The sequence below is a fragment of the Stenotrophomonas genospecies 5 genome (genome assembly GCF_054473825.1).
On sequence record NZ_JBTMUW010000001.1, the window covers coordinates 2110025 to 2131081 of the forward strand.

General features: G+C 68.4%; 23 protein-coding genes. 14 read left to right on the top strand and 9 right to left on the bottom strand.

Annotated features, from left to right (window positions below; all coding sequences use genetic code 11):
- Positions 1–42 precede the first annotated feature (42 nt).
- The 9 genes from ACX9OW_RS09825 to rnfB all read left to right on the top strand — a co-directional run bounded on the left by ACX9OW_RS09825 (position 43) and on the right by rnfB (position 8900).
- On the top strand, positions 43–726 hold the full coding sequence (locus tag ACX9OW_RS09825; protein WP_263175219.1) for a DUF502 domain-containing protein: 684 nt from the start codon (positions 43–45) through the stop codon (positions 724–726).
- Positions 723–1508 carry a queuosine precursor transporter gene (locus tag ACX9OW_RS09830; protein WP_459062217.1) on the top strand — a complete coding sequence of 262 codons (786 nt, stop codon included), beginning with the start codon at positions 723–725 and terminating at the stop codon, positions 1506–1508. Before ACX9OW_RS09825 ends, ACX9OW_RS09830 begins: the two co-directional genes overlap by 4 nt.
- A 94-nt stretch (positions 1509–1602) precedes the next feature.
- Positions 1603–3534, top strand: coding sequence for a DUF885 domain-containing protein (locus tag ACX9OW_RS09835; protein WP_459062218.1), 1932 nt, complete (start codon positions 1603–1605; stop codon positions 3532–3534).
- Positions 3535–3550: 16 nt separating this feature from the next.
- On the top strand, positions 3551–4621 hold the full coding sequence (locus ACX9OW_RS09840; protein WP_459062219.1) for a serine hydrolase domain-containing protein: 1071 nt from the start codon (positions 3551–3553) through the stop codon (positions 4619–4621).
- Positions 4618–5022, top strand: coding sequence for an SMU1112c/YaeR family gloxylase I-like metalloprotein (gloA2, locus tag ACX9OW_RS09845; protein WP_053519946.1), 405 nt, complete (start codon positions 4618–4620; stop codon positions 5020–5022). Before ACX9OW_RS09840 ends, gloA2 begins: the two co-directional genes overlap by 4 nt.
- A 148-nt stretch (positions 5023–5170) precedes the next feature.
- A complete protein-coding gene (locus ACX9OW_RS09850; RefSeq protein ID WP_053519945.1) occupies positions 5171–5614 on the top strand; it encodes a DUF2147 domain-containing protein in 444 nt (147 codons plus the stop codon).
- Positions 5615–5716: 102 nt separating this feature from the next.
- Positions 5717–7795, top strand: a complete 2079-nt coding sequence (gene metG / locus ACX9OW_RS09855) for a methionine--tRNA ligase (protein WP_322522936.1) — start codon at positions 5717–5719, stop codon at positions 7793–7795.
- Between the two features lie 75 nt (positions 7796–7870).
- Positions 7871–8461, top strand: a complete 591-nt coding sequence (locus tag ACX9OW_RS09860; protein ID WP_065174860.1) for an HAD family hydrolase — start codon at positions 7871–7873, stop codon at positions 8459–8461.
- A 25-nt stretch (positions 8462–8486) separates the two neighbouring features.
- A complete protein-coding gene (gene rnfB / locus ACX9OW_RS09865) occupies positions 8487–8900 on the top strand; it encodes an Rnf electron transport complex subunit RnfB (RefSeq protein WP_080375344.1) in 414 nt (137 codons plus the stop codon).
- A gap of 49 nt (positions 8901–8949) precedes the next feature.
- Here rnfB and ACX9OW_RS09870 read toward each other — a convergent pair whose 3' ends face one another.
- Positions 8950–9297, bottom strand: a complete 348-nt coding sequence (locus ACX9OW_RS09870; RefSeq protein WP_049426796.1) for a RidA family protein — start codon at positions 9295–9297, stop codon at positions 8950–8952.
- 158 nt (positions 9298–9455) lie between these two features.
- Between ACX9OW_RS09870 and mprF the strand changes: the two genes are divergently transcribed.
- Entirely contained in the window at positions 9456–12020 is a 2565-nt protein-coding gene (mprF, locus tag ACX9OW_RS09875; RefSeq protein ID WP_459062220.1) for a bifunctional lysylphosphatidylglycerol flippase/synthetase MprF, read from the top strand.
- A gap of 52 nt (positions 12021–12072) precedes the next feature.
- On the opposite strand, the gene ACX9OW_RS09880 is transcribed toward mprF, so the two are convergent.
- From ACX9OW_RS09880 to ACX9OW_RS09895, 4 genes are all read right to left on the bottom strand, one after another.
- Complete coding sequence (locus ACX9OW_RS09880) at positions 12073–13416, bottom strand: virulence factor family protein (protein ID WP_459062221.1); 1344 nt, start codon at positions 13414–13416, stop codon at positions 12073–12075.
- Between the two features lie 93 nt (positions 13417–13509).
- Entirely contained in the window at positions 13510–14127 is a 618-nt protein-coding gene (locus tag ACX9OW_RS09885) for a DUF998 domain-containing protein (RefSeq protein WP_053519940.1), read from the bottom strand.
- Positions 14124–14297 (bottom strand): oxidoreductase-like domain-containing protein, encoded by a 174-nt coding sequence (locus ACX9OW_RS09890; protein WP_065174857.1) that lies wholly within the window; start codon positions 14295–14297, stop codon positions 14124–14126. The genes ACX9OW_RS09885 and ACX9OW_RS09890 overlap by 4 nt, the downstream gene beginning before the upstream one ends.
- A gap of 50 nt (positions 14298–14347) precedes the next feature.
- A complete protein-coding gene (locus tag ACX9OW_RS09895) occupies positions 14348–14950 on the bottom strand; it encodes an HD domain-containing protein (RefSeq protein WP_053519939.1) in 603 nt (200 codons plus the stop codon).
- A 229-nt stretch (positions 14951–15179) separates the two neighbouring features.
- On the opposite strand from ACX9OW_RS09895, the gene ACX9OW_RS09900 reads away from it, so the two are divergent.
- Positions 15180–16328, top strand: coding sequence for a transglutaminase-like domain-containing protein (locus ACX9OW_RS09900; RefSeq protein WP_459062222.1), 1149 nt, complete (start codon positions 15180–15182; stop codon positions 16326–16328).
- A 7-nt stretch (positions 16329–16335) separates the two neighbouring features.
- Here the strand turns inward: ACX9OW_RS09900 and ACX9OW_RS09905 are convergent, their stop codons facing one another.
- Positions 16336–16671 carry a zinc ribbon domain-containing protein YjdM gene (locus ACX9OW_RS09905; protein ID WP_053519938.1) on the bottom strand — a complete coding sequence of 112 codons (336 nt, stop codon included), beginning with the start codon at positions 16669–16671 and terminating at the stop codon, positions 16336–16338.
- A 167-nt stretch (positions 16672–16838) separates the two neighbouring features.
- On the opposite strand from ACX9OW_RS09905, the gene ACX9OW_RS09910 reads away from it, so the two are divergent.
- The 3 genes from ACX9OW_RS09910 to ACX9OW_RS09920 all read left to right on the top strand — a co-directional run bounded on the left by ACX9OW_RS09910 (position 16839) and on the right by ACX9OW_RS09920 (position 18917).
- Positions 16839–18200, top strand: a complete 1362-nt coding sequence (locus ACX9OW_RS09910; protein ID WP_459062223.1) for an Hsp70 family protein — start codon at positions 16839–16841, stop codon at positions 18198–18200.
- Positions 18201–18429: 229 nt separating this feature from the next.
- Entirely contained in the window at positions 18430–18723 is a 294-nt protein-coding gene (locus ACX9OW_RS09915; protein WP_080375345.1) for a YkgJ family cysteine cluster protein, read from the top strand.
- A gap of 11 nt (positions 18724–18734) precedes the next feature.
- Positions 18735–18917, top strand: coding sequence for a hypothetical protein (locus tag ACX9OW_RS09920; RefSeq protein WP_053519936.1), 183 nt, complete (start codon positions 18735–18737; stop codon positions 18915–18917).
- A gap of 48 nt (positions 18918–18965) precedes the next feature.
- Here ACX9OW_RS09920 and ACX9OW_RS09925 read toward each other — a convergent pair whose 3' ends face one another.
- Genes ACX9OW_RS09925 through ACX9OW_RS09935 form a run of 3 tightly spaced genes read right to left on the bottom strand, consistent with a single transcriptional unit; the run spans position 18966 to position 20970 of the window.
- On the bottom strand, positions 18966–19847 hold the full coding sequence (locus tag ACX9OW_RS09925) for a DUF4097 family beta strand repeat-containing protein (protein ID WP_053519561.1): 882 nt from the start codon (positions 19845–19847) through the stop codon (positions 18966–18968).
- 8 nt (positions 19848–19855) lie between these two features.
- Complete coding sequence (locus tag ACX9OW_RS09930; RefSeq protein ID WP_459062478.1) at positions 19856–20389, bottom strand: hypothetical protein; 534 nt, start codon at positions 20387–20389, stop codon at positions 19856–19858.
- A gap of 2 nt (positions 20390–20391) precedes the next feature.
- The gene (locus tag ACX9OW_RS09935) at positions 20392–20970 is read right to left on the bottom strand and encodes an RNA polymerase sigma factor (protein WP_065174854.1); all 579 of its coding nucleotides are present in this window, start codon (positions 20968–20970) and stop codon (positions 20392–20394) included.
- Positions 20971–21057: the final 87 nt, after the last annotated feature.

The following is a 21057-nucleotide window of genomic DNA, read 5'->3' on the forward strand; positions in this document are numbered from 1 at the left end:
TCCCCCGCATCATCGGCAAGCGCTGGCCGCTACAATGCGCCCATGTCGCTCGAAGCCCCCTCCCTGGTCCCCCGCCCCTCCCTGCAGCGCCTGTTCCTGACCGGCCTGCTGACCCTGCTGCCGATCTGGCTCACCTGGGTCGTGGTCAAATTCGTGTTCGTGCTGCTGTCGGGCATCTCCAGCCCGCTGGTGGTGCCCCTGTCGGAGCAGATCGCGACCAGCTTCCCGCATTACCTGGGCTGGGTGCGCGCGGAGTGGATCCAGAACACCATCGCGCTGCTGGCGACGCTGCTGGTGATCCTGGCCGTGGGCGTGGCCAGCCGCCGCGTGCTCGGCCAGCGCCTGCTGCGCTGGATCGGCGCGGTGATCAAGCGGATCCCGCTGGCCAGCATCATCTACGACAGCGCCAAGAAGCTGCTGGACATGCTGCAGACCGAACCCGGCAGCACGCAGCGCGTCGTGCTGATCGACTTCCCGCACCGCGACATGAAGTCGGTCGGCCTGGTCACGCGGGTGATCAAGGAACACGGTACCGACCGCGAACTGGCAGCGGTGTACGTGCCGACCACGCCGAACCCGACCTCCGGCTATCTTGAAATCGTGCCGGTGGAACTGCTCACACCCACCGACTGGACCGTGGACCAGGCGATGAGCTTCATCATTTCCGGTGGTGCTGTGGCGCCAGCCAGCGTGCCGTTCACCCGCGCGGGCGACCGCACCGAATGAGCACGACGCCGGTCGAGCGCCCGCTGCAGGACCGCGCGGTCCTGCTGTTCATCGTGCTGGCCGCGTTCTTCTGCGGCAATGCCGTGCTGGCCGAGCTGATCGGAGTGAAGATCTTCGCGCTGGAAGACACGCTCGGCATCGACCCGCTGAACTGGAATCTGTTCGGCCAGACCGGATCGTTGAGCTTCACCGCCGGCACACTGCTGTGGCCGGTGGTGTTCATCATGACCGACACCATCAACGAGTTCTTCGGCAAGCGCGGGGTGCGTTTCATCTCGTGGTTGGCGGTGGTGCTGATCGCCTACGGCTTCCTGTTCGCTTTCGCGGCGATCTCGCTGGCGCCGGCCAGCTGGTGGGTCACCTCGATGAACGCCCATGGCGTGCCCGACTACCAGGCCGCGTTCGCCGCGGTGTTCGGCCAGGGCATGTGGACCATTGCTGGTTCGCTGGTGGCCTTCCTGCTCGGCCAGCTGATCGACGTGGCCGTGTTCCACAGGATCCGGCAGGCCACCGGCGAGCGCCACGTCTGGTTGCGCGCTACCGGTTCCACCGCGGTCTCGCAGCTGGTGGACAGCTTCGTGGTGATCTGGATCGCTTTCGTGCTCGGCCCGCAGCAGTGGCCGACATCGCTGTTCCTTGCGGTGAGCAGCGTCAACTACGTCTACAAGATGGGCTTTGCGATCGCCCTGATTCCCCTGCTGTACCTGATGCGGCATGCGATCACCCGATACCTGGGTGTCGAGCGCGCGGCCGCGCTTCGCACTGCGGCCGCGGCTGACTGAAGGCCCAGCGGGCGCCAGCTGACTGCGCCCCCGCGCTGGCCGTACGCGGCCGGATCGTGCAAGCTCCACGGTCTGTGTTCCACGGAAGCTCCTGATGCCGTATTCCACCCGCGCCCTGGCCGCCGCCATTGCCGCGTTGTTCCTGTTCAGCGCCGTTCCGTCGGCCGAAGCTGCAAAGAAGAAGGCCAGCCGGCCCGCTGCGACGCAGAGCCGTCCGGCGGCCAAGCCCAAGGCGCGGCCCAGCGCGCGCGCCACCGCACCGGCACGCAGCGCCACCCGCTCCCCCGCGCGCCCGGTCGCCGCCGCCCGCACTGTGCCCAAAACGGTCCAGCTGGAGCGCCTCTATGACGAATACTGGGATGCGTCGATGCGGTTGAACCCGCTGCAGGCGACCTTCCAGGGCGAAAACCGCTACAACGACCAGCTGCCGAACATCCTGTCCGCGGCGTGGCGCCAGCAGTCGCATGACTTCACCGTGGAGTGGCTGGGCAAGGTCGAGAAGATCGGCAGCGACGGCCTGCAGGGCCAGGACCTGCTGAGCTACGAGATCTTCGTGCGCGACGCGCGCGCGACCTTGGCCGCCGAGCCGTATCCCAGCTGGATGATGCCGATCAGCCAGTACTACAACGTCGGCAGCATCATGGCCATTCTCGGTGCCGGCGCGGGTGCGCAGCCGTTCAATACCGTGCAGGACTACGACACCTGGTCGCGCCGCTCGCTGGGCATTCCGGCGCTGTTCGACCAGGCCATCGACAACATGCGCCAGGGCATGAAGGCCGGTGTGGTGCAGCCGCGCGACCTGATGGAAAAAGTGCTGCCGCAGCTGGATGCGGTGATCAAGCCGACCGCCGAGGAAAGCATCTTCTGGTCGCCGATCCGGACCATGCCGGAGTCGATTTCCGCCGAGGACAAGGCGCGCATCAGTGCCGAGTACAAGCGCATGATCGAACTGCGCATCATGCCGTCCTACCGCGCCCTGCGCGGCTTCATCGCCACCGAGTACCTGCCGGCCACGCGGACCAGCAGCGGTCTGGGCGCCCTGCCCAATGGCCAGGCGTGGTACGCCAACCTGATCGTGCAGACCACGGCCAGCGAACAGACACCCGCGCAATGGCATGCGCTCGGCGAACAGCGCGTGCAGGAGCTGCAGGCGCAGATCGCCGCAGTGATGAAGGATGCGAAGCTGCGCGGCACGCCGACCAAGCTTCTGCGCAGCATGCGCAGTGATCGCCAGTTCCAGTATGGCGACGCCAACGCGCTGCTCGGCCGCTACCGCCAGGTGCAGCAGCAGGTCGCCACGCGCCTGCCGCAGGTGCTCGACACGCTGCCGAAGGCTGCCCTGGACATCCGTGCAGTGGAGCCCGAGCGTGCGCTCACCGCGGCCGCGGCCTCCTACCAGCCGACACAGCCCGGCGAGGCCGGGGTGCTGTATGTGAACACCCGCGACCTGCCCAGCCGCAAGCGCTGGAACGTGCCGGTGCAGTACCTGCATGAAGGCATTCCCGGCCACCACGTGCAACTGGGTCTGCAGCAGGAGCTGGCCAAGCAGCCGCGCTTCCGGCGTGCCGGCGGCGACCTGGCCTTCATCGAAGGCTGGGGCCTGTACTCGGAAACGCTGGGGGAAACGCTGGGCGTCTACACCGATCCCTACGATCGCATCGGCTATCTCTCCTCGCGCCTGCTGCGCGCAGCGCGCGTGGTCGCCGACACCGGCGTGCATGCCCAGGGCTGGAGCAAGCAGCAGGCCGTCGCCTACCTGCAGAAGACCGTGGACATGAGCAGCGATGATGCCAATGCCGAAGTGGAGCGGATCATGGCCCAGCCCGCGCAGGCGCTGTCCAATGTGGCCGGCCTGACGACCCTGCTGGCACTGCGCGACAAGGCCAAGGCACGCCAGGGTGCGGCATTCGACCTGCGCCGTTTCCATGCCGAACTGCTGAAGGACGGCTCGATGCCGCTGGACGTGCTGGAGCGGAAGATGGAACGATGGCTGTCACAACCGCCGGGGTCCGCGCCCACCCCCTGATCGCCACGGAGCCCTCATGCGTCCCGCCACCGTCGTGTTCGCTGCCGTACTGGCCCTGCTGCCGCAGGCCGCGCCTGCCGCACCGGCGGTGATGCCGCCGGATGCGGGCATCGATGGCCTGATGCAGGCCTACGATGGCCAGGTGCCGGGAGCAGCGGTACTGGTGCTGCACGACGGGCAGGCGGTGTTCCGCCGCGGGTACGGCCTGGCGGTGGTGGAAGATGGCACCGCGGTGACCGCGGCCAGCAATTTCCGGCTGGCCTCGGTGAGCAAGCAGTTCACCGCCGCCGCCGTGCTGCTGCTGGTGGAAGAGGGCCGCCTGGGCCTGGACCAGCCAGTGCGACGCTGGCTGCCGGAACTTCCCACTGCGGCGTCCTCCGTCACCCTCCGTCACCTGCTGTCGCATACCAGCGGTCTGCCCGACTATGAGGGCCTGATGGACCCCGCCGACAGCCGCCAGGTGCACGATGCGGACGTGCTGGCGCTGCTCGCACGCGAGGACCGGCTGGATTTCACACCGGGCACTGCGTACCGCTACAGCAACAGCGGATATGCGCTGCTGGCGCTGATCGTCGGGCGCGCGTCGGGCCAGGATTTCGCCACCTTCCTGCAGCAGCGGATCTTCGGCCCGCTGCACATGACCCACACCGTCGCCCACCAGGACGGCGTCGATATGGTCACTGCGCGGGCCTACGGCTACAGCTGGCTCGACGGTCGCTGGCAGCGCACCGACCAGAGCACCACCAGTGCCGTGCTGGGTGATGGTGGCATCTATTCCTCGCTGGACGACCTCGCCCGCTGGGATGCCGCACTGTACGACGACCGCCTGCTGTCAGCCGCATCGCGGCGGGCCATGTTCAGCCCGGCCACCGCAACCACCGAACCGGACGTACCGCATTACGGCTTCGGCTGGCGCCTCAACGGCCGCATGCAGTGGCACAGCGGCGAAAGCATCGGCTTCCGCAACGTCATCCTGCGCTATCCGGACCGGCATCTGACAGTGATCGTGCTGAGCAACCGCAACGACCCCGAACCCTATCCGCTGGCGCTGAAGATCGCCCAGCGCTGGCTGGACATCCTGCAATGACCGACGATCCGACCGCCCTGCTGGGCATCCATCATGCCGCGCTGATCTGCAGCGACTATGCGCGCTCGAAGGATTTCTACGTGCGCATCCTCGGCCTGCGCGTACTGGCCGAGAACCACCGTGCCGCGCGCGATTCGTGGAAGCTGGACCTGGCACTGCCCGATGGCGGCCAGCTGGAACTGTTCTCGTTCCCGTCACCACCGCCCCGGCCCAGCCGCCCGGAGGCACAGGGCCTGCGTCACCTGGCCTTCCGCGTGGCCGCGCTGGAGCCATTCATCCAGCGCCTGGCCAGCTGCGGCGTGGACTGCGAACCGGTCCGCGTGGACGAATACACCGGCCGCCGCTTCACCTTCTTCGCCGACCCGGACGGCCTGCCGCTGGAACTCTACGAAGTCGGCTGATGGCTCGGGGTCAGATCCCTTTTCCATCGGGAAAGGATCTGGCCCCACTCACCTGCTCGACCCGGCACCCCCTTCCCCATACCCCGCCGAATGGGTATACAGTCGGCGTGTACCGGCACCGTGCCGGAATGAACCCTGGGAGGGGACCATGCGCAAGACCTTCAAGACCCTGCTGCTGGCGCTGCCGCTGTGCCTGGCGGCGCTCTCGGCGCAGGCCGCCGATGGCGCGGCCGGCCGCTGGAAGACCATCGACGACAAGACCGGCCAGGTGAAGTCCATCGTCGAGATCAGCCAGGCCGCCAACGGCACGCTGTCCGGCAAGGTGGTGGACATCCTGCACTCGGACAAGGGTCCGAACCCGGTCTGCGATGGCTGTGAGGGTGCCAACAGGAACAAGCCGGTGAAGGGCATGACCATCCTCTGGAACCTGAAGGCCGACGGCGCCAGCAAGTGGTCCGGCGGCACCATCCTCGACCCCGCCAACGGCAAGACCTACAAGTCGAAGATGGAACTGCAGCCGGGTGGCAACAAGCTGGACGTCTCCGGCTGCATCGCCTTCATCTGCCGGGCGCAGACCTGGGTACGCGAGTAAGCCACCGGCCCGCCCGTGCATACCCGTGACCCGGCCCCGGCCGGGTCACCTCGTTGCGGGCATGCGATAATCTGCGGTTCCCCTCGGCTTCACCCCGCGACCATGACCCGTACCGCGCTCGTCACCACCGCCCTGCCCTACGCCAACGGCCCGCTGCATCTGGGCCATCTGGTCGGCTACATCCAGGCCGACATCTGGGTGCGTGCACGGCGAATGAGCGGCGGCAGGACCTGGTTCGTCTGCGCCGATGACACCCATGGCACGCCGATCATGCTCGCAGCCGAGAAGGCCGGGGTAACCCCGGAGGCCTTCATCGCCAGCATCCAGGCCAGCCATGAACGTGATTTCGCCGAATTCGGCGTGGCCTTCGATCACTACGATTCGACCAATTCGGCAGCCAACCAGGCGCTGACCGAGGCGTTCTACCTGAAGCTGGAAGCGGCCGGCCACATCAGCCGCCGTTCGGTGGCCCAGTTCTACGACCCGGCCAAGGGCATGTTCCTGCCGGACCGCTACATCAAGGGCATCTGCCCGAACTGCGGCAGCGCCGACCAGTACGGCGACAACTGCGAAGTCTGTGGCGCGACCTACAGCCCCACCGATCTGAAGGAGCCGAAATCGGTGATCTCCGGCGCTACGCCCGAGATCCGGGATTCGGAGCACTTCTTCTTCGAGGTCGGCCGCTTCGAGGGCTTCCTGCGCGAATGGCTGGCCGGCGACGTCGCGCTGCCCGGGGTGAAAGCCAAGCTGATGGAGTGGCTGGACGCGGAGGGCGGCCTGCGCGCGTGGGACATCTCGCGTGATGCGCCGTACTTCGGCTTCCAGATCCCGGGCCATCCGGGCAAGTACTTCTACGTCTGGCTGGACGCGCCGATCGGCTACCTGTCCAGCTTCCAGACCCTGTGCGGCACGCTCGGCGAGGATTTCCAAGCCCACCTGCGCGCCGGCACCGCCACCGAGCTGCACCACTTCATCGGCAAGGACATCGTCAATTTCCATGGCCTGTTCTGGCCGGCGGTGCTGCACGGCACCGGCCACCGCGCGCCGACCCGCCTGCACGTCAACGGCTATCTGACCGTTGACGGCGCCAAGATGAGCAAGTCGCGCGGCACCTTCGTGATGGCGCGCACCTTCCTCGATGCAGGACTGGAACCGGAAGCGCTGCGCTACTACTACGCGGCCAAGTCCGGCGGTGGCGTCGACGACCTCGACCTGAACCTGGGTGACTTCGTTGCCCGCGTCAACGCTGATCTGGTCGGCAAGTTCGTCAACCTGGCCAGCCGCTGCGCCGGCTTCATCAGCAAGCGTTTCGATGGCCTGCTCGCCGCGCAGCTGCCCGATGCCGCCCAGTACCAGCGCTTCATCGACAGCCTGGCGCCGATCCGCGAAGCCTACGAGCGCAACGATCCGGCGGCGGCGATCCGCCTGACCATGACCCTGGCCGACGAAGCCAACCGCTACATCGACGACGTCAAGCCGTGGGTGATCGCCAAGCAGGAAGGAGCCGACGCGCAGCTGCAGGCCGTGTGCAGCCAGGGCCTGAACCTGTTCCGTGTACTGGTCACCGCACTGAAGCCGGTACTGCCTTCCACCGCCGCCCAGGCCGAGGCGTTCCTGGCCGCGCCAGTGGCCGACTGGACCGACCTGGCGCAGCCGCTGCTGGCCCATCGAATCGCTGACTACACCCCACTGTTCACCCGTATCGACCCGAAGAAGATTGACGCCATGATCGACGCCTCCAAGGACACCCTGCAGCCGACCGCCGCTGCCCCCGCCGCCAAGGCCGACGCTGCCAAGCCGGCGGCTGCCGTGCCGGCCAGTGCCGCAACGGCCAGCGCCGAGGCACCGCCCTACATCGGCATCGACGACTTCGCCAAGCTCGACCTGCGCATCGGCAAGGTGCTGGTGTGCGAGTTCGTGGAGGGTTCGGACAAGCTGCTGCGCTTCGAGCTGGATGCCGGCGAACTGGGCAAACGGCAGATCTTCTCCGGCATCCGTGCCAGCTACGGCGAGCCGGAAGCGCTGGTCGGCCGCAGCGTCGTGTTCATCGCCAACCTGGCCCCGCGCAAGATGCGCTTCGGCCTGAGTGAAGGCATGATCCTGTCGGCAGGTTTCGATGGTGGCGCGCTGGCGCTGCTGGACGCCGACAGCGGCGCGCAGCCGGGCATGCCGGTCCGCTGATGCACTGCGCGGGCGCGGCCACGGCGGCGCCCAGCGGTCACGGCAACGACGGGACGCACCACGGGAGGCATCGGAATGGAACTGGCGCTGTTCGACTTCGACCATACCGTCACCACCTGCGATACCTATGGCCGCTTCCTGCGCCGCGTGGCCACCGCCGAGCAGCTTGCGCAGGCGTGGTGGAAGGTGGGTCCGTGGCTGGCGGCGTACCGGCTGAAACTGATCTCGGCCGAACGCATCCGCGCCCGCGTCACCCGCCTCACCTTCAGCGAGCGCCACGCCGACGACATCGCAGCGCTGGCCACCGGCTTCTCGCGCGAATTCCTGCCCGAGGTGGTGCGCCCGGAAATGCTGGAACAGATCCGCTGGCACAAGGAACAGCAGCACACCGTGGTGGTCGTGTCCGGTTCGCTGGATCTGTACCTGCGTCCCTGGTGCGAAACGCTGGGTCTTGAACTGATCTGCAACCGCCTTGAAAGCCGGGACGGACGCCTGACCGGCCGGTACCACGGCGGCGATTGCGGTCCTCGCAAGGTCGAGCAGATCCGTCGCCGTTTCGATCTGTCGCGTTACACGCGCATCCACGCTTATGGCGACAGCGCAGAGGACCGGCCGATGCTGGCCCTCGCCCACGAACGCTGGTTCCGTGGCAAACCCCTGAAATGATCCATACGCGCAGCCTTCGCCACGCATGAGCCTGATTCCGCCGCTGACCGAACGCCTGGACCGACTGTTGCCGCAGACGCAATGCGGACAATGCGGCTATGACGGTTGCCGCCCCTATGCGCAGGCGATGGCGCGCGGCGAGGCGGGCGTGGACCGCTGCCCGCCGGGCGGCGATGCGGGCGCGCGTGCACTGGCCCAGGTACTGGGTGTGCCGGCACTGCCGTTTGATCGTACGCGCGGCGAACACAAGGCGCCGCAGGTTGCGGTGATCGTCGAGGCCGACTGCATCGGCTGCACCAAGTGCATCCAGGCCTGCCCGGTGGACGCGATTGTCGGCGGCGCGAAGTACATGCATACCGTGATCGCCGACCTGTGCACGGGCTGCGAGTTGTGCATTCCACCGTGTCCGGTGGACTGCATTGTGCTGCGGGAACGGTAGCGGTGCCAGCTCCCTTCCGGCAGGAAAGGGAGCTGACACCCGCCCGCCGTTACGGCACGGCCGCCGTCACCACGATCTCGACCTTCCACTCGGCGTGTGCCAGCTTGGCTTCGACCGTGGCACGGGCCGGGGTCGCACCCTCGACCACCCATTCGTCCCACGCCTTGTTCATGCCGTCGAAGTCGGCCATGTCGGCCAGGAACACCTCCGCGCGCAGCACATGCTGGCGATCACTGGCCACCAGTGCCAGCAGCTTGTCGATCTCGGCCAGCACCTGCCGGGTCTGTCCGGTGATGTCCTGGCTGGTGTCCTCCGGAATCTGGCCGGAGAGGTAGGCAACCTTGTTGTACACAGTCATTTCGGACATGCGCGGTCCGACGTCGTAACGCTCCATCATGGGCGTGGCTCCTGCGGGTGATCAGGCCTGCATTGTCCTCCAAACCGGCGGCGGGTGGGGCTCCTGCGCCACCGCTGTTCAAATGCCTTCGAGAGGCGCACGATGCGCCACGCCCGCGTTGACACCGCCCTCGCCCTCCCTGCCGCACCCTTGCGCCGATGACCGTCCCTTCCGATCCCGAAACCGCTCCGTCCATCCCGGTCTGGAAGCGGCTGCTTACCATCTTCGTTCCCCTGCTGATCCTGGCCCTGGCCCTGCATGGCCTGGCCGGCGAGTTCGACGAACATGGCTACCGCGCCATCCGCCAGGCGTTCCATGCACTCAGCGCAACGCAGATCGCACTGACCGTGACGCTGGGCCTGGCCAGTTATGCCTGCCTGATCGGCTTCGATGCCATCGGCCTGCGACGCAGCGGCATCCGCGTGCATCCCGCGCGCATCGGCATCACCGCGTTTCTCGCCCACACCCTGGGCCAGACCGTCGGCTTTGCGGCCTTGACCGGCGGCGCGGTGCGCCTGCGGGGCTATCGCGGTGCCGGGCTGGATCTGGCCCAGATCGGCCAGGTCGTGCTGATGAGCACGCTCGGTTTCATGTTCGGTGCATGGCTGTTGATCGGCCTGGCGTTATGCCTGGAACCCTCAGCGGCGGCGCTGGCGCTGCCGTTGGATTCCGGCGCCGTGCGCGCGGTCGGCATTGCCGCCCTGCTCGCCTATCTGGCCACGGTGCTGCTGGTCGGCCGCAGCGGACGCCAGTTCCGTGTGTTCGGCCACGCCCTGTGGCTGCCCGACCGGCTGACCATGCTCGGCGTCACCGCGCTCAGCGTGATCGAACTGGTGCTGGCCAGCGCAGCGTTTTACGTGCTGCTTCCGGACTCCACGCCCACCGGGCTTCCCGGCTTCGTCGGCCTGTACCTGGTGGCGGTGCTGGCAGGCCTGGTCTCGACCGTTCCGGCCGGCCTGGGCGTGTTCGAGTGGAGCCTGCTCAAGCTGCTGCCGCAGGTGGCACCGGCGGCGGTGCTGGCGGCCGCGCTGATCTACCGCGTCACCTACTACGTCCTGCCGCTGCTGCTGGCCACCGTGCTCGCGCTTGCGCCTGCACTGCGGCGACCGCTGCGGGCCAGCGCCGGCGCCACCCGCGCCGGCTGGAACGCGCTGCGCCCCTGGCTGCCGCAGATCATCGCGCTGGCGGCTTTCAGCATCGGCGCCGCCCTGGTCATCGATGGCACCTTGCCGACCCCGCGTCGCCATCTGCTCAATGCATCGCTGCCGATCCTGGAAACATCGCACCTGATCGGCAGTCTTGGCGGTGTCGCCCTGCTGCTGATCGGCCAGGGCCTGGCCCGGCGCAGCCACGCCGCTTGGATGCTGGCGATGGCGGTCTGCGTGATCACGCCGCTGCCGCTGTGGCTGCGCGGCGGTCAACCGTTGATCGCGGTATCGGCCGTACTGGTCGCGATGGCACTGTGGGCCGCACGCCGTGAGTTCTACCGCCAGGGTGCGCTGCTGGATGAGGCGTGGTCGTGGCCATGGTTGCGCAACCTGGGGCTGGTCCTGGTCGCGGTCACCTGGCTGCTGTTCTTCACGTACAGCCATGTCGAGTACCAGAACGAACTCTGGTGGCAGTTCGCACTGTCCGGCAACGCACCGCGTGCGCTGCGTGCGCTGCTGGTGGTAGCCATCGCCCTGGTGATGTTCGGCCTCGCCCGCCTGCTGCACAGCACGCGCAGCCCGCTGCCGGCCGCTGACGAAGCCACGCTGCAGGCGTTGGCACCGGTGCTGGCCAGCGCCACCGACACCCAGGCCTGCCTGGTGCTGACCGCCGACAAGGCAGTGCTGCGCGACGATGCCCGGCAGGGCTTCGTGATGATGCAGCGCTACGGCGGCTCGTTGATCGCGATGGGTGATCCGGTCGGCCCGCCGGAGGTCGCACGTGCGTTGATCTGGCGTTTCCGTGAGGAAGCCGACCGCCTCGGCCTGCGCCCGGTGTTCTACCAGGTGGGCGAAGCCTACTGGCAGACCTATCTGGATCTCGGCCTGGGCCTGGTCAAGCTGGGCGAGGAAGCGATCGTGCCGCTGCACGACTTCGGTCTGGAAGGCCGCGAACGCGCCGACCTGCGCCAGGCATGGAACCGGGGCAAGCGCAGTGGCCTGTCGTTCCGGGTGGCGCCGGTGGAAGAGGTCCCCAGCCTGCTGCCGCGCCTGCATGCGATCTCCAATGCCTGGCTGGAAGACAAGTCCGGTGACGAAAAAGGATTCTCGCTGGGCAGCTTCGATCCCGATTACCTGGTGCGTTTCCCGGTCGCGCTGGTCGAGGCCGAAGGTCGGATCGTCGCCTTCGCCAACCTGTGGCAGGCGCCAGCCGGTGCCGAGCTGTCGGTGGACCTGATGCGGCACGTCAACGACGCGCCGAAAGGCACGATGGATTTCCTGTTCATCGAACTGTTCCTGTGGGGCCGGGCGCAGGGCCATGCGCGTTTCTCGCTGGGCATGGCGCCGCTGTCTGGGCTGGCCCAGCATCGCCTGGCGGGCCGCTGGAATCGTCTTGCCGGCCTGCTGGCACGGCATGGTGAGCGCTTCTATGGTTTCAGTGGCCTGCGCCGCTTCAAGTCGAAGTTCGATCCGCAGTGGCGCCCGCGCTACCTGGCGGCGCCCGGTGGCATGCACCTGCCGGCAGCCCTGCTGGACGCCACCCGCCTGATTTCGCTGGATCCACGCCGCGGCTGAGCCACCCGACCGCCGGGCATGGCCCGGCGCTGCTCCTGCAGGCGTGTGCTGATTACGTGCCGCCCTTGAGGATGACCTCGGCCAGACGATCGTAGTCGCCACCGAAATGGTGGTCGCCAGGCAACCGGATCCTGCGCACGCCCTCGTTCGCAGGCAGGTCCGGACACAGCGCGTCCTCATCCTTGTCGCCATAGACGCACAGGGTCTTGGCCGCCGGCAGCCTGGCCACTTCCGGCGCGATCGGCAGGCCATCGCCGCCACCGCCCAGCCAGTTGCTGACATGGAACTCGAAATCGGCCTTCCGCCCCACGGAGAGCAGCACGATGCGCTCGAGTGCTTCGCGGCTGCCGGCATCGAGCCGGTTGATGGTGGCCGGCAGCACGTCGGCGCCCTGCGAGAAGCCGATCAGCATCACCTTGTCGCGCCGCCATTGCTGGCGGTAGTGGTCGATGATCTTCTGCAGGTCAGCGGCAAACCCCTCCGGCGTGCGTTCGCTCCAGAAATAACGCAGCGAATCGATGCCCACCACGGCCACGCCGTGTTCGGCCAGCGACGAGGCCACGTCCTTGTCCAGTCCCGCCCAGCCGCCATCACCGGAGACGAAGATCGCCAGCGTATCGCCGTCACCGTGCGCGGGGACTTCCACCACGGGCAGGCCCTTCAACGCCGCCGGCGGCGGTGCCAGGCTGATGCCGGCCTGCGCACCGATCACCCGCGCGGCAGCCACCAGTCCCGGCGTGGCATCGCCGCGGGCGCTGCGCTTGAATCCGCGCGCCATCGCGACCTGCTGCACGAACGGACCCGCGCCCTGGCCCCTGCAGCCCACATCCCCGATGGCATTCAACCAGGGAAAGTTCAGTTCGGCCGGTTGCAGCCGCCCCTCCTTGACGCCGTCTCCGCAGACCATGCGTTCGTGGGCATGGTCGGGACAGAAGCCGGAGGTCAGCAGGCCGGCGAACACCTGGGTGTCGGCCTGTGCGGCCAGGCTGTAGGCCAGCTCGGCACCCTCACCATCGCCGCCGACCAGCGGCAGGTGATAACCCGGCAGGTGCAGGAACGCCTGCACCCAGCGCGAGAAATTCTCGACGTCGCCAGCACCGAACGAACAGGTGCTGTCGCCTTCGCGTTCAAGCACGCCCCGCAGGTGCGCCACATCCACCGCCGCCACCAGCGCACCGTCGGCACGCAGTGCTTCGATCGGCGCCAGGCTGGCAGCGCCATAGGGACCTTCGTGGAACCAGATCACCACCCGCTGCGGCACTCCCGCCGGCAGATGCACCGGCACCTGCTCGAATCGGCCATGGCTGACCTGCTGCACGGATGCCGCGGCCACCGCCGGCAACGCCGCCAGTGCCATCACCAGTCCCATCGCCCTGCCCAACCCTGCACGCGTCATGTCGCAACCCCAGTGGAATGCGCACACGATACGCCGCCACCGCGTGCACGACACGTACCGGTCACGGCCGTTCGCCGGGCCCGCGGCCAGGGTTCAGGCGCGTGTGCGCGCCAGACCGCGCCGGTACAGGGTGACGGCCAGCCAGAGCAGCCAGCCGACGATCACGGCGATCACCAGCTTCTGCCCCAGCCCGCGCGGCGGCCCGTCACGCCAGAGCACATGCAGCCACAGCAACGCGAAGGCCAGCCAGGCCCAGCCCCACAGCAGGGCAGCACTGCGCTGCCAGCCCGGCTCGCGACGCAGGTACCACGCCTGCAGCAGCATGCCGACGCTGGCACACAGGAAGGCCGTGTTGGCAGCCACGCCATGCACCAGCGGCGCCAGCAGCGGCGTCGCCTGCGGCAGCCAGCTGTCGCCGATGGCGACCGTCGCCAGGCCCAGGGCGGACACGGTGAACAGCAGCGGCGCGGCCGCGCTGCGGCGGGGCCCCACGCTGTGACGATAGAGCGCGATGCCGAGCGCGGCGATCGCCACCGCCAGCAGGCAGTAGGCGGCGCGCAGCGCCAGACCCCAGGGACCGTGCAGGTACAGGCTCAGGGTCGCGCGCATCCAATCCAGATCAGCGCGCGCGAACTGCGTCCACAGGGCCGTCGCCACGAACAACAGGAGCGCCACCAGGGCCAGCAGCGCAGCCGGACGCGCTCCGGTCATGGCGTGGCCTCCGGGTGGCGCGCCTTCCATTCGGCCAACGCCTTGCGGTAACGCTGCAGCTCTTCGGCATACAGATCGAGTACGCACAGCGGGCAGCCGCTGCCGCAGCACTCGTTGGGACCAGGTTCTTCCGGTGCGGTCGGCCGGGGATCAGGATCGGGAACGGACACGGTGGGCGGCGCTACCTTGCAGATGCAGGCCGCCAGTGTAACTGCCCCGCTCAGGTGTCCAGCCGGCGGCGCAGGTTCGCGCGTGCCGCGGCATCCAGGCGCTGGTGGAAGAAGTCGCTGAGGAAGATCCGCGGTGCGCGCAGCAATCCCTGCAGGAAGCGGCGGCGGCCGGCGCGGTACAGGAAACCCGGGACCACCCCCTGGTACTCCTCGGCCACACCACGATCGTAGGCATCGAACACCGGTGCAGGCGCGCCCAGGATCGCCATGTCGCAATCCAGGAACAGCGCCGCTTCGGCGTCGACATCCGCAGGACCGAGTTCGCCATGACGGGCAGTCAGCAGGATCAGCTGCTCGACGCGGGCGGCGTCGATGCCCGCCAGCGCAGGCTCCTGCGCGATGGCCTGCACGGCCAGTGCCGCCGAGCGTGCCTCGTTGTCCTTGCGCCCCGCCTCGTAGACCGCATCGTGGTAAAGCGCGGCCAGAAAGACCTCGGCGGGCTGCCGCCAACCCGGTCCATCGGCGACGTCCTGGCAGTGCTGCAGCACCGCGCGCACGTGGCCGAAGTGATGGTACGCGCGTGGCGGCGTGGCATATCGGTCCTGCAACGCCTGCCACTGCGCCGGATCGAGCGGGATCGGGGCGAAGTCCATGCCGGCATGATCCCGCCAGACGCCCCGGCCAGCAAGCTGGACAATAATTCACCACGCACTCACAGCCGCCGTCCGGCAAGGGCGGAGCACAGTTGTCCACAGCTTTGCCGAGCGCTGGTCCACATCGCCTGTGGATGACCGCGCCGCCGACCGACGGTCGATGCACGGGCGCACGGGCAGGACTACACTCGGCGGCAGGCGGATGCGCCCGCCGCTGCCGGGAATTGCCATGCAACGTCCTGCCACCCGATTCCTGCTGCTCGCCCTGCTCGCGCTGGCGGCGCCGGCCGCCGTTGCCCTGGACGGTCCTGCCGCCGCACCGGCCGCTCAGTACCGCCCCGCCCCAGCGAGCGTGCCGACCGCAGACGAAGTGCTGGCGATTCCGCCGGCGCTGCGCGCGATGCTGACCCGACAGGTGATCGCGCGCAGCCACTCGCGCGACCAGCGCCTGCAGGCCCTGGTGGAGATGATCTTTGATCGGCAAGGACTGGATCTGCAGTACGACGCCGACGCGACCTATACCGTCGGCGAAGTCTGGCAGTACCGCCGCGCCAACTGCCTGGCATTCACGCTGCTGTTCGTGTCGCTGGCACGCGAGGCCGGCATCCAGGCCCGGGTGCAGGAAGTCGGCAGCGTGGTGTCCTGGTATCAGGAGCAGGACCAGGGCGTGGTCTACAGCGTCGGCCACGTCAATGCCGGGGTCGACGTCGGCGGCCGCTTCGGCACGGTCGATCTGGACCGCAACGTGCTGTACGACCGCCACGGCCCGCAGCCGATCGACCGTGCCCGTGCGTTGGCGCACTTCTACAACAATCGTGGCGCCGAACGCATGGCCAGCGACGATCTGGATGGTGCCCGGGTGTTCTTCGATGCAGCGGTGGCGCAGGACGCGCGATTCGCACCGGCCTGGAACAACCTGGGCGTGCTGGACAACCGGAAGGGAGACACCGCCGGCGCACGTCGTGCGCTGGAAATGGCGTTGCGCCTGGACGGCCGTCAGGATGCGGCACTGAACAACGCCAGTGCGCTTTACCGGCGGTTGGGCCTAGTGGCAGCAGCCCAGCAGCTGGAGCGCCGCCTGCGCGCCGTGCAGCGCGAGGATCCGTTTACCCAGTACATGCTCGGGGCCCGCGCCGAACGCGCAGGCGACCTGGCGGAGGCCATCCGCTGCTACCGCCGGGCCGTGCGCCTGTCCGATTCCGCACACCAGTTCCATTTCGGCCTGGCGAGGGTGTACTTCCTCGCCGGCCAGCTGGCCCGCGCCGACAAGGAACTGACACGGGCCCAGGAACTCGGCGGGGCGCCGCAGCAGGCCGGCTACCAGGCCAAGCTGGACAGCCTGGCCCGCTGGCGGGCGCAGCAGCAGGCCAGGCGCTGAGGGCCGGTCAGGCCTTCTTGAGGAAGCAGGTTTTCAGCACCAGCCCCTTGATCTTGTCCGAGTTGCCTTCGATGTGCTCCGCATCGTCCTCGACCAGCCGGATGTTGCGGATCACCGTGCCCTGCTTGAGCGGAATCGAGGAGCCCTTGACCTTCAGGTCCTTGATCACGGTAACGGTGTCGCCGGCCTGCAGGGTGTTGCCGTTGCTGTCACGCACGACCAGCGCCTGCCCCGCGCCCTCCTCGGCGGTCCATTCGAAGCCGCAATCGGCGCAGATCCACAGCGCGCCATCGGCATAGGTGTTTTCCAGGGTGCACTGCGGACAGGCGGGAACGGACGACATTGCAAGTACCTCAAAATGAATCAACGGCCGCCATTGTAACCGCCCGCTCTTTTCACCCGTTCTCCCGCGGCCGCTCCCCCCGCCCGCCCGAGATGGCCGGCGGGCGCTTGCAGCGGACCGCAAACTGCAGCAGAGTGCGCGGCCCTTGTCCGTCCCTGGAATTCCGCATGCGCCTCGGCATCGACTTCGGTACCAGCAATTCTGCCGCCGCCATCGTGCACGAGGGCCGCCTGTTGCCGATCCGCTTCGGCGATGCCGAACAGTTCCGCACCAGCGTCTACTTCCCAGGCGTGGTACCCGATCCGGACGACTTCCAGCCCGATGCCAGCCAACAGCATGCGCTGGAGCAGATGATCGACAGCGCGGCGCGTGCCGCCCGCGCTGCCGGCCAGGAGCGCCCGCCGCAGGCGCTGCGCCGCGAAGCATTGCGCGCACTGCGCCGCGAATGGATGGAAGCCCGTGCCCGCGAAGCGCGCAGCGCCAGCGACCTGCTGCAGAACGCGATCTACGGCGATGACGCGCTGGAAGCCTATTTCGAGGAGCATGAAGGCAACCTCGTGCAGAGCCCCAAGTCGATGCTCGGCTACAACCTGCACCCGCGCGCGAAGCAGACCATCACCGGCATTGCCGCGCATATCCTTGAGCACATCCGCCTGACCGCCAGCGCGCAGCTCGGCCAGCCGCTGCGCACCGCCCTGCTCGGCCGCCCCGTGCAGTTCCGCAGCTCGATCGGCGAGGCCGGCAACGCGCAGGCGCTGGACATCCTGCGCGAGGCGGCGGCGCAGGCCGGCTTCGACCGCATCGATTTCCTGGAAGAACCTGCCGCAGCGGCGATGCACTATCACGCCGGAAGCGCGACACGGCACCAGGCCGTGATCGTCGACATCGGCGGTGGCACGACCGACATCGCCCATGCCGAAGTGGGGGGACCGGTGCCCCCGCATATCCACCGTGCCTGGGGCATCGCCCGTGGCGGCACCGACATCGACCTGGCCCTGAGCCTGTCCAGCTACATGCCGCTGTTCGGTCGTGGCATCACCCGCGTGCCCGCCCACCACTACGTGGAAGCCGCCACCGTGCAGGACATGACCCGCCAGCGCGACTTCCGCCAGCACAACTACGATGCGGTCGACGCACCCTGGGGCCCGCGCCTGCAGGCACTGCAGGACACCGGCAACACCGCGCGCCTGTACCGTGATGTCGAGCGCGCCAAGATCGCCCTGAGCAGTTCTGCCACGCACCGCAGCACGCTGGACTACATCGGCCGCGACCTGCACGCCGACAGCAGTGCCGAGGGCCTGGCCAGTGCGGCCCATGGCTACCTGGAACAGATCCGCACGCTGCTCGCCCAGGTGCGCAGCGACATCGGCGGCGACCCGGACGCGGTGTTCCTGACCGGTGGCATGTCCCGTGCGGGTTACCTGCGCCAGGCCGTGGCGGAGGCGTTTCCGGGTGCCCGGATGGTCTACGGGGAGCCTTCACTCGGGGTGGTACAAGGCCTGGCGCTGGCCGCAGCCAGCCGGGATTAACAAAACGTTACGCAGGGTTTGCTACCCTCGGTAGGCTTGATCCACAGCTGTACCTTCCATCGGCCCTGCCGGTGTGTGTTCCGGGTGCAGCGCGGCCCGCCACGCGGGTCTTGCGGCCGTGCCTTCCTGGCTCGTTCATGGCCGCGCATCACCCGAGCCGCCATCGAGACCCGCTTTGGGCACCCGCCAGGCCCCTGTGGCCTTACAACCTGACGCCGCACCTGCACCCATCGACTGCCGCCGTTGTGACGCGGTCTGTTGCCGGCTGCCGGTACTGCTGCAGCCCGGCGACCACGTGCCCGGCCAGTTCCTCGCGCGCGACGCCCACGGCCGGGCCGTGATGGCGCGCAACGAGGAAGGCTGGTGCGCGGCGATCGATCCCTATCACCTGCGCTGCACGATCTATTCGCAGCGCCCGGCGATCTGCCGCCAGTTTTCGATGGGCGGCGATGACTGCCGCCGCGAGCGGCAGGATTACCTGCGCCAGGCCGATGCCTGTGCGCTTTCCTCCCCTTCCACCTGACAGGAGCAACCATGCCCCGCAAGGCAAAGACCCCCGCGAAGGCTAACAACAGCATCCGTAGCGAACGCAAGGGTGCAGCCGCCAGTACTGTGGTCAGCAGCGACTCGATCGCGTCTGACCTGGCCGCGTTCCGCAAGGCCGGTGGCAAGATCGAAGTGCTGGGTACGACCTGGGCGCTGAAGAAAGCCAGCTGACCCTCCCTGACCGCGGCGGCGCTGCCGCCGCGGCCTGCCGGTCGATGCTCAGCGGTCCAGTCGGACCCGCACGCTGCCCGAATGCGACTGGATGCGGATATCGCCGTCACCGCCCCCCAGCCGCGTGTCGAGATTGCTGCCCGGCCCATAACGCGGCCGCTCCACCGTGCCGGCATCACTGTTGATCGAGCCGCTGAAGCTGTTCACCGACAGCTGCGCCGATACGGTCCGCGGCAACCGCAGATTGACCGATGCGCTCACCGATTCGACGTTGATGCGCCCCCCCGGCGCCAGACCGGCAGCGGCCAGTTCGATGCTGCCTGACACCGTCTCCACCGCCAGGCGCTGGATGCGCCCCGCATCGACATCCACGCGTCCGGACACGGTCTGCGCACCGATGTCGCCGGACACGCCTCCCCCCGCGTCAATGCGGCCGCTGACGGTGTTCACGTCCAGCCGCGGCGTCTGCAGGCGGGCAGTGACGCTGCCGCTGACCGTGTTGAGCTTGGTGTCGCCGCTGCGGCCTGCCGCGGACAGGCTGCCGCTGACCGTATCGGCCTGCAGCCGACGCACATCGATGCCACTGATGTCCTGGCTCGCACTGACGGTGCTGAGCAGCAGTTCCGCCGAGCGCGGCACGTTCAGCACCAGGGTGGCCCCGCCATTGTTGCTGCGGCGTGGATATTCCACCTCCCACCGCACGCGGTTGGCACTCTTCTCCTGACGCAGCTGCAGGCCGTCGCTGAGGCTGCCGGTGAGCTGGACCTCGTTGCGGTCCCAGCCGCGCACGGTGACCTTGCCGGCCACGTTGCTCAGTTCAATCCGGCCACCGGTGGCGAGTGCATGGCGTTCGTCGACGCGCGTGTCGGCCAGTGCCACAGCCGGTACCAGCAGCAGCGCGGCGCAGCAGAAAAGAAGGGGTCGCATCATGGGTCTCCTCAGGTTGTCAGTCCGGCGGCGGCCTGCGCCGCCTGCCGGGTCAGTTCCAGCCGCAGCGCATAGGTGCGCTTGAGCTGTCCAAGCAGGTGCGGCGCACGTGGATCCTGCGCCATCGCCGCGCGGATCTGCTCCGCGCTGCGGTCGAGTTCGTGCAGGGCCGGTTGCCACTCCGCTGCCCCGCCCTGCGGCAGGGAGGCCACCGCCTGCTGGTACTGCTCGGTCATCGCTGCGGCCTGCAGCTGCAGCCCGGAAGGCGCCGGCGTGGCCTGCGGCGGCTGCCACCACGGTGCCACCGCGTAGACCGCCAGGCTGGCGGCCAGCGCCGCGCCCACCGGCAGCCACCAGCGCCGTCGCGGACGCGGCGTCATCGCCACCACCGTGCCTGCTGCCGGGAGCGGTCCGGGGGCGGACCCGCGCGGTGGCAGGCTGGCCGACAGCCGCACCCAGCCGTCCTCCGGAACGCTGCGCTCGCGGGGCAAGGCGCGCAGGCGCGCGAGCAGGTCGTGGTCGTGGTCGTAGTCGGGGTCGTTCATCGTCATGTCATGTCTCCCAGCCGTGCACGCAGCAAGCCACGCGCACGATGCAACTGTGCCTTGGAACTGCCGACAGCCATCTGCAGCTGCTCGGCGATTTCCTGGTGTTTCCAGCCTTCAATGTCGTGCAGCACCAGCACCGCCCGCGCCCGCGGGGGCAGCGTCGCCAGCGCACGTTCCAGGTCGCGCTCCGTGCCGGCGCAGCGGTCATGCACGGCCAGCTCCGGTACACCACCGTCCACGTCATCCAGGCTGTCGTGATCGTGTCCTCCCGCCCGGCCGCGCAGTTCCATCAGCGCGGCGTTGACCCCGAGACGATGCAGCCAGGTCGACAGGCTGCTTTCGAAGCGGAACCCGGGCAGTGCCTTCCACGCCTGCAGGAACGCTTCCTGCAGTGCATCCTCCGCCCGTGCCTGCTGACCGCCACACAGCCTCCACAGCACGGCGAACACCCGTGGCGCATGGCGTCGATACAGCAGTTCGTAGGCCGCTGTATCGCCACCGGCTGCCGCCCGTACCAGGGCGGGTTCGTCGACGGCGTCGGAGGCAGCAGGCGGTGCGGGCATGGTGGTGTCGAGCATAGTCCTTGGATGCGCCAGTCCCGCAGAAGGTTTAGATCGGATTCCTGCCAGGCACGATGCAACCTTTTCGGCGGCCGCTGCATCCAT

What these genes read in the sequence shown, in the direction of transcription:
- ACX9OW_RS09925 (WP_053519561.1), bottom strand. Translation starts at nt 19,847, where the DNA reads ATGATGCGACCCCTTCTTTTCTGCTGCGCCGCGCTGCTGCTGGTACCG.
- gloA2 (WP_053519946.1), top strand. Translation starts at nt 4,618, where the DNA reads ATGACCGACGATCCGACCGCCCTGCTGGGCATCCATCATGCCGCGCTG.
- ACX9OW_RS09910 (WP_459062223.1), top strand. Translation starts at nt 16,839, where the DNA reads ATGCGCCTCGGCATCGACTTCGGTACCAGCAATTCTGCCGCCGCCATC.
- ACX9OW_RS09920 (WP_053519936.1), top strand. Translation starts at nt 18,735, where the DNA reads ATGCCCCGCAAGGCAAAGACCCCCGCGAAGGCTAACAACAGCATCCGT.
- ACX9OW_RS09930 (WP_459062478.1), bottom strand. Translation starts at nt 20,389, where the DNA reads ATGAACGACCCCGACTACGACCACGACCACGACCTGCTCGCGCGCCTG.
- rnfB (WP_080375344.1), top strand. Translation starts at nt 8,487, where the DNA reads ATGAGCCTGATTCCGCCGCTGACCGAACGCCTGGACCGACTGTTGCCG.
- ACX9OW_RS09835 (WP_459062218.1), top strand. Translation starts at nt 1,603, where the DNA reads ATGCCGTATTCCACCCGCGCCCTGGCCGCCGCCATTGCCGCGTTGTTC.
- ACX9OW_RS09900 (WP_459062222.1), top strand. Translation starts at nt 15,180, where the DNA reads ATGCAACGTCCTGCCACCCGATTCCTGCTGCTCGCCCTGCTCGCGCTG.
- ACX9OW_RS09850 (WP_053519945.1), top strand. Translation starts at nt 5,171, where the DNA reads ATGCGCAAGACCTTCAAGACCCTGCTGCTGGCGCTGCCGCTGTGCCTG.
- metG (WP_322522936.1), top strand. Translation starts at nt 5,717, where the DNA reads ATGACCCGTACCGCGCTCGTCACCACCGCCCTGCCCTACGCCAACGGC.
- ACX9OW_RS09895 (WP_053519939.1), bottom strand. Translation starts at nt 14,950, where the DNA reads ATGGACTTCGCCCCGATCCCGCTCGATCCGGCGCAGTGGCAGGCGTTG.
- ACX9OW_RS09830 (WP_459062217.1), top strand. Translation starts at nt 723, where the DNA reads ATGAGCACGACGCCGGTCGAGCGCCCGCTGCAGGACCGCGCGGTCCTG.
- mprF (WP_459062220.1), top strand. Translation starts at nt 9,456, where the DNA reads ATGACCGTCCCTTCCGATCCCGAAACCGCTCCGTCCATCCCGGTCTGG.
- ACX9OW_RS09825 (WP_263175219.1), top strand. Translation starts at nt 43, where the DNA reads ATGTCGCTCGAAGCCCCCTCCCTGGTCCCCCGCCCCTCCCTGCAGCGC.
- ACX9OW_RS09860 (WP_065174860.1), top strand. Translation starts at nt 7,871, where the DNA reads ATGGAACTGGCGCTGTTCGACTTCGACCATACCGTCACCACCTGCGAT.
- ACX9OW_RS09935 (WP_065174854.1), bottom strand. Translation starts at nt 20,970, where the DNA reads ATGCTCGACACCACCATGCCCGCACCGCCTGCTGCCTCCGACGCCGTC.
- ACX9OW_RS09870 (WP_049426796.1), bottom strand. Translation starts at nt 9,297, where the DNA reads ATGATGGAGCGTTACGACGTCGGACCGCGCATGTCCGAAATGACTGTG.
- ACX9OW_RS09905 (WP_053519938.1), bottom strand. Translation starts at nt 16,671, where the DNA reads ATGTCGTCCGTTCCCGCCTGTCCGCAGTGCACCCTGGAAAACACCTAT.
- ACX9OW_RS09880 (WP_459062221.1), bottom strand. Translation starts at nt 13,416, where the DNA reads ATGACGCGTGCAGGGTTGGGCAGGGCGATGGGACTGGTGATGGCACTG.
- ACX9OW_RS09840 (WP_459062219.1), top strand. Translation starts at nt 3,551, where the DNA reads ATGCGTCCCGCCACCGTCGTGTTCGCTGCCGTACTGGCCCTGCTGCCG.
- ACX9OW_RS09885 (WP_053519940.1), bottom strand. Translation starts at nt 14,127, where the DNA reads ATGACCGGAGCGCGTCCGGCTGCGCTGCTGGCCCTGGTGGCGCTCCTG.